Below are 11841 nucleotides of genomic sequence, written 5' to 3'. Positions count from 1 at the left end.
GAGGACTCCGATGGCCGACGACAGCACCGACGACCTCGACCCCGAGGCGTCGATTCGCCACAGCGACTCCCACCGCGGGATGGAACCCGCTGAGCAGGCCGCGGCCATGATGACCGCGGCCGGGATGCCACGCATGCCCGCCCGCGTGATGATGGCGCTGATCGCCGCCCCCGAGAGCGGATACACCGCCGCCCAGCTCGGCGAGCGCCTCGGGGTCTCGGCAGCCGCCGTCTCCGGTGCGGTGCGCTACCTGCAGCAGCTGCACTTCATCCAGCGCCGCTCACGACCCGGCGACCGGCGCGACCGCTACGAGTTCGTGCACGATCCGTTCTACAGCTCGATCGTCGGGAACATGCCGGTGTACTCGCGCCTGTCGGAGTACATCGACGACATCGCCGCCGCGCACGACGACGACCGGGGCGCGCATGACCGGGCCGTCGAACTGGCCGAATTCTTCCGCTTCCTCTCCGTGCGCATGCTGCAGATCGTCGAGGACTGGCGCGAGCACCGCCGCGACGCCGACTGACCGCAACATCCACCCGTCGGCCGAAACGGAGACCATCCGCGTGCGCTCCGGCGTGCCGCGCGTCGACGCGCCGAGCCCGAGACGAATGCTCTGGGTTTTCGCACGCGAGACGACGAGGGGTTGACACCCGCGCGGGTTGCATGGTTACTTAGTCAAGTAAGTAACCCACTAACCCAGCGGAGGACTCGTGATCGAAGAAGGCAAGCCGCTCTTCCTCCAGATCGCCGAGCAGATCGAGGACTCGATCGTCGACGGCTCGCTCGCCGAGGAGGCGCAGGCCCCTTCCACGAACGAGCTGGCCGCGTTCTATCGCATCAACCCCGCCACCGCAGCCAAGGGAGTCGCCATGCTCACCGACAAGGGAGTGCTCTACAAGCGCCGAGGCATCGGCATGTTCGTCGCCGACGGCGCCAGGGAGCTGCTCCTCGGCGAGCGCCGTGCCGCCTTCGCCGACCGCTACATCGACCCGCTCCTCGCCGAGGCCCGCACGCTCGGGCTCGGCGCCGAAGACCTCGCGGCCCTGCTCCGGCAGCGCGCCGCACTGACCACCGACGCAGAAGGGAAGAACCCCGCATGACCACCGTCATCGAGGTGCAGAACCTCAGCAAGCGCTACAAGGAGAAGCGAGCCCTCGACAACGTGTCGCTCGCCATCGAGGGTGGCGCCATCTACGGCCTCCTCGGTCGCAACGGGGCAGGGAAGACGACACTCATGTCGATCCTCACGGCCCAGAACTTCGAATCGTCCGGCACCGTGAAGGTGTTCGGCGAGCACCCGTATGAGAATGCGCACGTGCTCAGCCGGATCTGCTTCGTCCGCGAGAGCCAGAAGTACCCCGACGACGCGTACCCCAAGCACGCCTTCAAGGCTGCGAGCCTGTTCTTCCCGAACTGGGACCAGTCGCTCGCCGACGAGCTCATCGCCGAGTTCCAGCTGCCGATGAAGCAGACCATCAAGAAGCTCTCCCGCGGACAGCTCTCCGCGGTCGGCGTCATCATCGGACTCGCCTCGCGCGCCGAGATCACGTTCTTCGACGAGCCCTACCTCGGCCTCGACGCCGTCGCCAGGCAGATCTTCTACGACCGTCTGGTCGAGGACTACGCCGAGCACCCGCGCACCGTCATCCTCTCGTCGCACCTGATCGACGAGGTGTCCAACCTCATCGAGAAGGTCATCGTGATCGACAACGGCCGGATCCTCCTGAACGAGGACACGGATGCGGTGCGTGACCGCGCCGTGACCGTGGTGGGTGACGCCGCGAAGGTCGACGCCTGGGTGGGAGCCCGCGAGGTGCTGCACCGTGAGGCGCTCGGCCGCGTGGCCTCCGTCACCGTCCTCGGTGCCGTGTCCCCGGCGGAGCGAGCGGAGATCACGGCCTCCGGGCTCGACCTCGCGCCGGTCTCGCTGCAGCAGCTGATCGTGCGCCTCACCCAGAAGGCCGAGGCCGACTCCACGAGATCGACCATCACGAAAGAGGAGGTGCGCTGATGCGACGCACGCTCAACGTCATCCGCCTGCAGATGATCAATCGACAGACGTTCATCTGGGTCCCGCTGATCGTCCTCGCCGGAGCAACACTGATCTCGGTGCTGATCTACGCGATGATCCCGGGGGACTCCCCTAAATACGGCGGCGGCGGCCAGGCGCCCCTCTGGTACTTCTTCGCCATCGGGCTGTCGGCGATGACGCTCACGTTCCCGTTCTCCCAGGCGATGAGCATCACACGTCGCGAGTTCTTCTTCGGCACGATGCTGACCGCGGTGCTCGCCAGCACGTTCATGGGCGCACTCTTCCTGGTCGGTGGAGGCATCGAGGTCGCCACGAACGGCTACGGCGTGAACGGCTGGGTGTTCTATCTTCCGTGGCTGTGGGAGGCGGGTCCGCTCGGGGCCTTCATCGTCTACTTCACGCTCGCGCTGTTCTTCTTCGTGGTCGGCTTCACGGGCGCCACGATCTACAAGAGCTGGGGGCTGACGGTCCTGACGATCACGTGGATCGCGCTGGCACTGATCCTCGTCGGAATCGTGTACCTCGTGACCAGGCTCGAGCTGTGGGGACAGGTCTGGACCGGGATCGGCGATCTGGGGGCCCTCGGCCTCGCGCTGTGGGGCCTCGTGGTCACCGCGGCCCTCATGGGCGTCTCGTTCCTCGCATTCCGCAGAGCCATCCCGTAGACCCGACCGCCTCGTCGACGCCGGTCGCCCTCCTGGGCGGCCGGCGTCGCGTGTGCGCGCTACCCGTAAGCGCCCGAGGACGCAACCCGCTCGCCCCCGACGCACAGGACGCATAGGCTCGCGGAACCACCCGCCCCGACAGCGCCCACCCCGACCGCGCCGCCCCCGACCGAGAGGACGCCGTGCCCCAGACCCGCACCCGGCTCCGGGTACGACGAGCAGGAGTCCAACGCGCACTCCACGACGCCGTCCGCCCCGCCCGCCTCCTGCTCGTGGCCAAGACGACACTCGCGGTCGGACTGGCCTGGATGATCGCCCCGCACATGCCCGGGGTCACCGACGAGTACCCCTACTACGCTCCGCTCGGGGCCCTGTTGAGCATGTACCCGACGCTGATGGGTTCGGCGAAGTCGAGTCTGCAGACGCTGCTCGGCCTCGCCACGGGCATCGGGCTCGCCACGATCGTGGTGCTGACGATCGGCCCGACCTGGTGGAGCATCCCGCTGGTGGTCGGGGTCGGAGTGCTGCTCTCCGGTACGGGCTGGTTCGGTGTCGGTCGCGAGTACGTGCCGATGGCCGCGCTGTTCGTGCTGATCATCGGCGGGCAGGACGCCGATGACTACTCGCTCGGCTACCTGACCCAGACTGCCGTCGGGGTGATCGTCGGGTTGCTGGTGAACCTCATCATCGCGCCGGCACCCCTGACCGTCGCGGCAGCCGGGCGGGTGGCGGCCTTCCGGGAGCAACTGGCCGCGCACCTGCACGACATCGGCTCCGCGGTCTCGGAGTCGTGGCCTCCGGAGCACGAGCAATGGGCCGACGATGCGGCCTCGCTCGCCGACACGTCCTCCGCGCTGCGCTCGGCTCTGACGGAGGCGGACGAGAGCAGACGCGGCAACCCTCGCGCCATGGGCCATCGCACCCGGATCCAGCAGAGCCACGATGAACTCGCCGCCCTCGACCGCATCGCGCACCTCATCCGCGACATCTCCGACGAGATCGCCGACACCATCTGGGATCGGCCGGCCGGCCTGGCGCTCGACCCCGCCCTGCCGGATCCCCTGTCCGCGGCCTGTCACGCGGTCGCCGACGTGATCGCTCGCGGTGACGCCTCCTCCAGTGACGATCACCGCGCTCGCGGCGAGGCGGCCCGTGCGATCCGACTGCTTCTCGAGACCGTCGACGACCGCACCATCGATGTCCGGCGGTCGATGGGACCCGGCGTGCTCACCGCCATGCATCTGCGGCGCATCCTGATCCTGAGCGGTGCGTCCGCCCCGGCGGAGGAGTAGCAGCCTGAGCGGCGTCAGATGGTGTCGTCGGCGGCGATCAGATCCAGTTGCCAGTACCGGCCCTCGGAGTCGGAGCTGTCGTGGGCATCGTCGGCAGCGCTCAAGACGTCGTTGATCTTCACCATCACGTCGTCGAACTCCGACTCGGTGAGCCGGATCGTGCGCTGGGTGAAGGCGGCGTGCACCTCGGCCGTGCGCCCGGCCACGTACTCCGGGGTCCAGGCCATCACCCGGCGGATCAGATCCTGATGGTCCTCGACGAGGGCGGCGATCACCGCAGAGCCGAGAGCCTCGTCGGCGACGGGGCTCTCGGGCCCTCCGACGTTGAGCGCACCCTTGTGTCCGGTCCAGACACGATCGCGCCGATCGCGGGCCTTGTCGGGCGCCTCTTCGATGAGCCCGGCGTCGGCGAGCGCGCGCAGATGGAAGCTCGCACTGTTCGCCGGCACACCGAGCTCGGCGGCGATATCGGCGGCGCGGAGGAACTCCCGCCGCGAGAACAGCCGGATCATCTGGCGCCGCAGTGGGTGCGAGTAGGCCTTGAGCATGGCCGAGGTCATCCAGACGGGATCGTCGCTGGTGCTCTTCGCGGTGTCCTCCGTCATGTGCCGATCCTACCCGCACCCAGAATTGCGCAATAAGAGTTGCGCAATAGTTCTTGCGCATCTATTCTCAGGACATGACCACCGTCACCGCGCCCCACCGCCTGTGGCGCAACACCCGATACCTCACCTGGCTGGTGAGCGACACCAGCAAGGGTCTCGCGGCCTCGCTGTTCGGCTTCGCCATCCCCCTGCTCGCACTGATCGTGACGAACGATCCCGCCCAGGCCGGCATCATCGGCGGTGCCGGCATGGTCGCCCGACTCCTCATGACCCTGGCCGGCGGCGTGCTGGCCGACCGCCACCGCCGCATCGCGTTGATGCTCCTCGGCTCCCTCATCGGCATCGTGCTCGCGGGCGGCTTCACCCTTCTCGCCCTCGGCGATGCGATGACGTTCGGGTCGCTGCTGGTGATCGACGTGCTGCTCGCCGCGCGCAGTGGACTCTTCGACGTCGCGGGCGAGAGTGCGATCAAGGAGATCGTGCCCGACGACGCGATGGGCCGTGCCCAAGCCGCGAACCAGGGACGCGATGCCGCTCTCCAGCTCGCAGGCGGTCCGCTCGGCGGCCTGCTGCTGGGCGTGGGCGGATGGCTCGTCGGCGTGGTCATGACGCTGTGTCACGCGATCGCGGCCCTGACCGCGTGGATGCTGGGGCGTCAGGTGCGCCGTGCTGGGATGATCGACACGGGTGCGGATGACGTCGCCGAGCCGAGTACCGTCGTCGAGCCCGGTGTGGCCGTGAAGCCGAACGCCTGGGCGGAACTGCGCGAGGGATTCGGCTGGCTGCTCTCCCGCCCCGACCTCGGCGGAGTGCTGCTCATCACGACGGTCATCAACCTCGGCTTCAACGCCACGATCACGACCATCATCTACGCCCTCCAGCAGGACGGCTACTCCGAGCTGCTGATCGGCACCCTGAGCGCGTCGATCGGAGCCGTGATGCTCGTGGGCGCGGTCTGTGCACCGCTGCTCGTGCCGAGGATCAAGGCCGGCGTCCTGACCATCGCCGGACTCACGGTCGTCTCGATCGGCGCGATCGCCCTCTCGATGGTGACCGATCCCTGGGCCATCGCGGTGGTGCTCGGCGCCTCGGTCCTCCTGATCCCCGCGCTCAACGCCGGGATGATGGGCTACTTCATGGTCGCCACCCCGAGCCATCTGCTCGGTCGCGCCAACAGCGCCGCCGGAGTCCTCGGCATGGGTGCGATGCCGCTCGCACCGCTCATCGCGGGCTTCGGGCTCGCGTGGATCGGGAGGGAGTGGACCATCCTGATCTGCGCCGCACTGTGCCTGATCTCGGTCGTGCTCGCCGTGAGCAACCGTGCGCTGCGGGCGCTCCCGGTCGAGTCAGGCTGGGCCGCGCACGCGAAACAGTACGAGACGGTTTGACGCCGCGCGGCGGCGAGGCCCGACTCTTCCGGCCTAGAGAACGCCGGTCAGCGCCGCGATACCGGCGAGCAGGGAGACCAGGGCGAGCACGAGCGCGATCCCGATGAGCACCGCGTGCACCTTGAGGAACGCGGTGGCCCTGCCGTTCTCATCCCGCGCCCGCGGATCCTTGGCGACGCGCTTGTAGAACTGCGGCCAGACGAGAGCGTTGAAGACGGCATTGAGGAAGAGCACGACTGCGAGGGGGATCACCCCTCCACGCTATCGGCGTCACCTATGCGCGCGACCCACCGGGAGCCGCGGGATTCTTGGATGCAGACATGTATCAGAAAGCCCTTGCCGCGCTCCTGGTAGGTGTGATCACAATGGGCTTCATGATCGACGGTGCACCCGGCACCGCTCACGATCCTGCCTCGGACGACGGGCGCGCACGCTGGGAGCGCGCCGCGGATCTGTTCGGTGCATGGCGCGAGAGCGACGGCCGCGCGATGGACGAGCTCGTACGGCTGATGACGCCCGTGCTCTGGCACGTCGTGCGCGCGTACGGGCTCGAACGCACGCTCGCCGAAGACGTCGTGCAGACCACGTGGCTGCAGCTCGTCCGCGGTCACGGGTCGATCAGCGATCCTCGCGCCGTGTCCGCCTGGCTCACGACCACCGCGCGCCGCGAGGCCTGGAAGGTCGCGAAGGCGCATGGCAAGGTCGACACGGCCGAAGCAGACGACCTCGACACGCTTCTTCCCGAGCAGGCCTCGGCTGAGGAGCACGCGGCGCTCGGCGACGAGAACCGTCGCCTGTGGTCGGCCGTGCGCCGCCTCAACGAACGCTGCCAGAAGCTGCTGCGTGTGATCGCTTTCGAGGATCGCCCCGACTACGCGCGCATCGCCAGCGACCTCGCCATGCCCATCGGAAGCATCGGCCCCACACGCAATCGGTGCCTCGCCAAGCTGCGCGCCCTGCTGGACGCGCCGCCGACAGCGCAGACAGGGGGACTCGCATGACCGAGCATGAGGATGCCCAGATGTTCGCCCGGCTCCGCTCCCTGTGGAGCGAGGTCGATCCGATGCCCGCCGGCCTGATCGATCGCATGGTCGCCGCGGTCGCCGCCGACGGCCTGAACCGCGAGTACGCGCTTCTGACCCTCGTGGAGGGACAGTTCGGCGCGGTGCGGGGCGAAGCGGATGCGCTCACCCTGCAGTTCAGCGACGGCTCCACGAGCATCCTGCTGCACGTGACGACCACCGCGTCCGGTCACCGCCGTGTCGACGGCTGGGTCGACACCGCTGCCGCGGAGATCGTGCTGACGCAGGGCGAGAAGACACGGTCGGTCTCGCCGGAGGAGACAGGACGCTTCGTGTTCGACGATGTGCCTCCCGGCCTCACACGCGTGAGCCTGACGACCGTGATCGGGGACGAGACGCGCACCCTCGCGACCCCGCAGTTCGAGCTGTGATCGCGGGCACCGCCCGTCGATGAGGACGCGGGGTGACCCGCACGGAGAGGATGACGCATGGATCAGCCCAAGGGATGGACCTGGCAGGACCGCGCGGAGGGATCGATCCGCCGGGGCACGGCACTCGACCCGAGCACGGAACCGGTGGACGGCATCCGCGCGTTTCCGACGGCGTACCTGCCGGAGCGGCTGCTGATCACCCGCGCCCTCGGCGACGAAGAGGCCTACGACCGCGAGGTGCGCACCCTGCGTGATGCAGCCGACACCTTCGGATGGCAGCTCGAGATCGAGGACGGCACCCGCTCGGCACTCGACGGCGAGCTGGTTCCGGGAGTCCCCGGCTTCCTGCGCGCACGGCTGCGCACCCCCGACGAACCGGTCCGCGGCGAATCGCCCGTCGCACCCGACGCCTGGCGCGTGCTCCAGCGCGCCCGCCGCATGTCCCGCTCCACGATGCCGCGCACGAGCCTCGACCACGTGCTGTCCATCGACCCGGTCGGGCTCAATCCGTTCACCCGGACGAACCCGTTCACCCGCACCAACCCGTTCACGCGCACCAACCCGGTGCGCGGCGCCGGAGGGGGCGCGGGCGGCAGCGACGACTACCTCGAGCCCGGACGCGGCGCGCGACAGCCCGTCACCTGGTTGGGCCCCGCTCCGGTGCGCGGGCCCGCTCCGAAGCGCGGACGGCGGCCCGTCGTCGCGGTGCTCGACACCGGCTGCGGCGAACACGCCTGGCTGCCCGCCGACATCGTCACCCGCACGGTCGACCTCGACGGTGTGCCGGTGGGGCTGACCGACGACGCCGACCCGGAGCGCTACCCCGACCTGTACGGGCAGCTCGACGGCGAGATCGACGCGGTCGCCGGGCACGGCACCTTCATCGCCGGGCTCGTCCGACAGGCGGCCCCGGATGCGGACATCCTCTCGATCCGGGTGGCCGGAGCCCTCGGAGTGGTCGACGAGAGCACCCTGCTCGAGACCGTCGCCCAGGTCGTGACGCTGCTCGCCCGCCACCGGGAGGATCCGAACACGGGCTTCCCGATCGATGTGCTGAACCTGTCGCTCAGCTACTACCACGAGACACCGACCGACGGACTCTTCAGTCTCACGCTGTACCAGCTGCTCGCCAAGGCGCGCGAGCTCGGATGCGTGGTGGTGTGCTCGGCCGGGAACGACGCGATCGACCGCCCCTCCTTCCCCGCGTCGCTCTGGCCCTGGCCTGGTGCCGACAACGGCATCCGCCCCGATAAGGACGCGCCGCTCGTGTCGGTCGGAGCTCTCAATCCGTCGGCGCAGTCGGTCGCCCTCTTCTCGAACATCGGCCCCTGGGTCCGGGTCTATGCACCGGGCGCGGCCGTGGTGAGCACGTCACCCGCGTTCGTGGGCGGCACCCAGGCGGTGACGAGGGCCGACGTCGACGGCCTCCGCCGCGAGACGATCGACCCCGACGACTATCGCGGCGGATTCGCGATCTGGAGCGGCACCTCCTTCTCCGCCCCGTACGTGGCCGCGCGCGTCGCCGCGCAGCTCGGCACCGTGCCGGTCGGCGGTGTCAGCCCCGGAGCCGCGGCGAAAGCCGTCGCCGCGGTGCTGAAGTCGCTTCCGGATCCCGTGGACTCCGCCTGATCGATCGCGCCTGATGCACCCGGCCTGATGTACCCCCGGGACGAGCCGTCCGTACCGATGCGGGCGGCCCGTCCTGGTGCGCGGGGTGCTCCGCGGAATCCGGGCTCTTCCCTTGCAGACCCGACGCACGGCATTCTGGAGGGATGCCCCTGTCCGCGATCGAGCTGCACCGGCGCGGCGTCGAAGCGGCGAACGCCCGACGATTCACGCAGGCACGACGCGCGCTCGACACGGCATCCACCCGCACCGACGACCCCGACCTCCGCGCGCGCATCGACGGCACGGTCGCCTACGTGCTCGCGCAGACCGGAGAGCCCGCGGCCGCCGAGCAGCTGTGCCGCGAGGCCCTCGGCCGAACGGGCCTCCGTGCGGAGACGATCACGGTGCTCAGCGGCCAGCTCGGCACACTTCTCATGCACGGCGGACGGCTGGCCGAGGCGGAAGTCGAACTGACCCGCGCCATCGACACGCTCACGGCGATCGGAGACGAGACCACCGAGCTCGCGAACTGTCTGATGAACCGTTCGGTGGTGCGGATGCAGCAGCGCGAGCTCGAGACCTGCGTCGAGGATCTGCGGCGCGCGGTGGCCGTGTACGAGGCGAACGACGATGACGAGCCCCTGGCCGAGGCGCGGCACAATCTCGGCTATGCGGCGCTGCTCGGGGGCGACCTCGTCACCGCGCTCACCCTGATGACCCGTTCCCGTCCGAAGCTCGCCGCGATCAGCGACCTCGCCGCGGCGATCAGCGACCTCGATCGGGCGGAGGTGCTGCGCGACGCGGGCCTCACGACCGAGGCCGAGGCACTGCTCGAACAGGTCGCCGCCCAGTTCGGCGCGCAGCGGATGCGGCAAGCCAGGGGCGAGGCCGAATTCCACCTCGCCCGCTCGCTGCTGCGACATGATCCCGCCGCCGCAGAGCGGGCGGCCCGCAGCGCCGCCCGACGTTTCACCGCACTCGGGAATCACGGGTGGGCGGCGCGTGCCGAAGCGGTGCGCCTCGAGGCGCAGCAGCGGGCGAAGCCGCACCGCCCCATCGACGGCGACGATTTCGCGCGCACCGCGAAGGCGCTCGACCAGGGCGGCTTCCGCACCGAGGCGACAGGACTCCGCCTGAGCGCTCGGCGTGACGGTTCCGGCCGGCTGCCACGGCTGGACGATGCGGCCCCGACGCCCCTGCGCCTGCGTGCACACGAGGTGCGCGCCGCTCGCGCCGCAGCCGCCGGTCGCGACCGCGATGCCCTCCGGGCAGCCGCCGATGGCCTCGATCTGCTCACCGCCTGGCAGCAGTCGTTCGGCGCTCTCGACCTGCAGGCGTCGGTCGCGATGCACGGCAGCGACCTGATGTTCGCCGGACTCTCCGCGGCCGCTCGACGGCGCGACCCCGCCCTCCTGTTCGAGTGGTCGGAGCGTGCGCGGCACCTCAGCCAGCAGGTCGCCCCGGTGCGCCCCCCGCACGACGAATCCCTCGCGGTCGATCTGGCGGAACTGCGCATGCTCCGTGCCGAGCTGGCCGGCGCCGACTGGACGACGGATGCGAGGGTGCGCGCCCTCCGTGATCGGGTGCGCGAACGACAGTGGGCGGCGACCGGCTCAGGCGGCACGCGCGAACGGCTCGGACTCACGGAGGCGATGGCGCTGCTCGATCCCGACCTGGCCGTCCTGTCATACGTGTTCACCGGCACCGATCTGCATGCGGTCCTGGTGACCACCGCGGGTGCGACCGTCGTCGATCTGTCCTGGTCGCGGGTGCAGTCGGCGCTCGACGGCCTCCGCGCCGACCTCGACATGGCCGCCCTGACCCGTGGCGGCCTGATGGGCGAGGTCACCGAACGGGCGCTCGCCTCGCGCCTGGCGATCCTCGACGCCGAGCTCCTCGCGCCGCCGCTGCTCGCCGCGCCGTCCGCAGCGAGACTGGCCATCACGGTACCCGGAGCGCTCGGTGGAGTTCCGTGGGCGATGCTCTCCGGCATGTCGGGCACCCCGTTCACGCTCGCGACATCCGTCTCGCGCCTGCTGGCCGGCCCCTCCCGCACGATCACGCGGCCGGCCTCGGTCGGATTCGCCGCCGGTCCGCGTGTCGCTCGCGCCGGTGACGAGGTCGAACGGGCAGCGGCGGCCTGGCGACGCGCCGGGGTGGCACCGCAGACCCTGCTGACCGGGGAGGCGACGGTCGCCGCGGTCACAGAACTCGCCGCAGCCACCGATGTGCTGCACATCGCCGCGCACGGCAGGCACGCGGTGGACAACCCGCTGTTCTCCGGATTCGAGCTCGCCGACGGCATCCTCTTCGGCTATGACGTCGATCTCATTCCGCGGGTCCCGGCGACGGTGATCCTCTCGGCCTGTGAGCTCGGACGCTCGTCGGTGCGCTGGGGCGAGGAGGCATTGGGCATGACGCGGGTGTGGCTGCACGCCGGTGCCGACTGCGTGATCGCCGCCCCCGTCGCGGTCCCCGATGATGTGGCCGGCGATCTGCTCAGCGCTGTGCACACCGGTCTCTCCGCGGGTGCCGCACCGGCCGTCGCGCTCGCGAGGGCCGCGGTCGACACCGGCGTGAACGCGCCGTTCCAGTGTCATGGAAACGGATTCTGACTTTTCCTCCATTCGGTGTATCAGAACCGATGCCGCACGCTCCTGTTCTTCGGAAGGTGCCATGCGAAGGGCCTCGAAGGGTGAGGCGCGAGGGAGGCGCAGTCGGATCTGGGGATCAGGCGCACTGGGGAGCGCGAGTACGACACGGACACCATCTGCTCGGGGGCGTCGCGGCATGCA

The 11841-nt window shown here is 69.9% G+C and carries 12 protein-coding genes; 10 read left to right on the top strand and 2 right to left on the bottom strand.

All coding sequences use genetic code 11. From position 1 onward, the window contains the following. Positions 1–10: 10 nt before the first annotated feature. The 5 genes from GZ64_RS0100320 (at position 11) to GZ64_RS0100300 (ending at position 3992) form a co-directional block, all read left to right on the top strand. Positions 11–526: a GbsR/MarR family transcriptional regulator gene (locus GZ64_RS0100320; protein WP_029264726.1), complete on the top strand. Its 516-nt coding sequence runs from the start codon at positions 11–13 to the stop codon at positions 524–526. A 187-nt stretch (positions 527–713) separates the two neighbouring features. After that, a complete protein-coding gene (locus tag GZ64_RS0100315) occupies positions 714–1103 on the top strand; it encodes a GntR family transcriptional regulator (protein ID WP_029264725.1) in 390 nt (129 codons plus the stop codon). After that, a complete protein-coding gene (locus tag GZ64_RS0100310) occupies positions 1100–2014 on the top strand; it encodes an ABC transporter ATP-binding protein (protein ID WP_029264724.1) in 915 nt (304 codons plus the stop codon). Before GZ64_RS0100315 ends, GZ64_RS0100310 begins: the two co-directional genes overlap by 4 nt. After that, positions 2014–2700: a hypothetical protein gene (locus tag GZ64_RS0100305; protein ID WP_021200146.1), complete on the top strand. Its 687-nt coding sequence runs from the start codon at positions 2014–2016 to the stop codon at positions 2698–2700. Before GZ64_RS0100310 ends, GZ64_RS0100305 begins: the two co-directional genes overlap by 1 nt. A 182-nt stretch (positions 2701–2882) precedes the next feature. Next, positions 2883–3992: an FUSC family protein gene (locus tag GZ64_RS0100300; protein WP_029264723.1), complete on the top strand. Its 1110-nt coding sequence runs from the start codon at positions 2883–2885 to the stop codon at positions 3990–3992. 14 nt (positions 3993–4006) lie between these two features. Here the strand turns inward: GZ64_RS0100300 and GZ64_RS0100295 are convergent, their stop codons facing one another. After that, positions 4007–4597 carry an ArsR/SmtB family transcription factor gene (locus GZ64_RS0100295; RefSeq protein ID WP_021200144.1) on the bottom strand — a complete coding sequence of 197 codons (591 nt, stop codon included), beginning with the start codon at positions 4595–4597 and terminating at the stop codon, positions 4007–4009. Positions 4598–4671: 74 nt separating this feature from the next. Between GZ64_RS0100295 and GZ64_RS0100290 the strand changes: the two genes are divergently transcribed. Beyond that, complete coding sequence (locus GZ64_RS0100290) at positions 4672–5985, top strand: MFS transporter (protein WP_029258826.1); 1314 nt, start codon at positions 4672–4674, stop codon at positions 5983–5985. A 33-nt stretch (positions 5986–6018) separates the two neighbouring features. Here the strand turns inward: GZ64_RS0100290 and GZ64_RS0100285 are convergent, their stop codons facing one another. Further along, positions 6019–6237: an SCO4848 family membrane protein gene (locus tag GZ64_RS0100285; protein ID WP_029258825.1), complete on the bottom strand. Its 219-nt coding sequence runs from the start codon at positions 6235–6237 to the stop codon at positions 6019–6021. 68 nt (positions 6238–6305) lie between these two features. On the opposite strand from GZ64_RS0100285, the gene GZ64_RS0100280 reads away from it, so the two are divergent. The 4 genes from GZ64_RS0100280 (at position 6306) to GZ64_RS0100265 (ending at position 11661) form a co-directional block, all read left to right on the top strand. After that, positions 6306–6986, top strand: coding sequence for an RNA polymerase sigma factor (locus GZ64_RS0100280; protein ID WP_231479796.1), 681 nt, complete (start codon positions 6306–6308; stop codon positions 6984–6986). Continuing rightward, positions 6983–7438, top strand: a complete 456-nt coding sequence (locus GZ64_RS0100275; protein WP_021200140.1) for a hypothetical protein — start codon at positions 6983–6985, stop codon at positions 7436–7438. Before GZ64_RS0100280 ends, GZ64_RS0100275 begins: the two co-directional genes overlap by 4 nt. A 57-nt stretch (positions 7439–7495) precedes the next feature. Beyond that, positions 7496–9067 (top strand): S8 family peptidase, encoded by a 1572-nt coding sequence (locus GZ64_RS0100270; RefSeq protein WP_021200139.1) that lies wholly within the window; start codon positions 7496–7498, stop codon positions 9065–9067. Between the two features lie 143 nt (positions 9068–9210). Next, on the top strand, positions 9211–11661 hold the full coding sequence (locus GZ64_RS0100265) for a CHAT domain-containing protein (RefSeq protein WP_029264722.1): 2451 nt from the start codon (positions 9211–9213) through the stop codon (positions 11659–11661). The last annotated feature ends 180 nt before the right edge of the window (positions 11662–11841 follow it).

It is taken from the genome of Microbacterium sp. Cr-K32 (assembly GCF_000708345.1).
GTDB classification, from domain to species: Bacteria; Actinomycetota; Actinomycetes; order Actinomycetales; family Microbacteriaceae; genus Microbacterium; species Microbacterium maritypicum_A.
This window is presented reverse-complemented; position numbering and strand designations above follow the sequence as displayed.

Coding starts and splice junctions, on each gene's coding strand:
- GZ64_RS0100265 (WP_029264722.1), top strand. CDS start 9,211: ATGCCCCTGTCCGCGATCGAGCTGCACCGGCGCGGCGTCGAAGCGGCG.
- GZ64_RS0100290 (WP_029258826.1), top strand. CDS start 4,672: ATGACCACCGTCACCGCGCCCCACCGCCTGTGGCGCAACACCCGATAC.
- GZ64_RS0100310 (WP_029264724.1), top strand. CDS start 1,100: ATGACCACCGTCATCGAGGTGCAGAACCTCAGCAAGCGCTACAAGGAG.
- GZ64_RS0100275 (WP_021200140.1), top strand. CDS start 6,983: ATGACCGAGCATGAGGATGCCCAGATGTTCGCCCGGCTCCGCTCCCTG.
- GZ64_RS0100320 (WP_029264726.1), top strand. CDS start 11: ATGGCCGACGACAGCACCGACGACCTCGACCCCGAGGCGTCGATTCGC.
- GZ64_RS0100305 (WP_021200146.1), top strand. CDS start 2,014: ATGCGACGCACGCTCAACGTCATCCGCCTGCAGATGATCAATCGACAG.
- GZ64_RS0100270 (WP_021200139.1), top strand. CDS start 7,496: ATGGATCAGCCCAAGGGATGGACCTGGCAGGACCGCGCGGAGGGATCG.
- GZ64_RS0100280 (WP_231479796.1), top strand. CDS start 6,306: ATGTATCAGAAAGCCCTTGCCGCGCTCCTGGTAGGTGTGATCACAATG.
- GZ64_RS0100295 (WP_021200144.1), bottom strand. CDS start 4,597: ATGACGGAGGACACCGCGAAGAGCACCAGCGACGATCCCGTCTGGATG.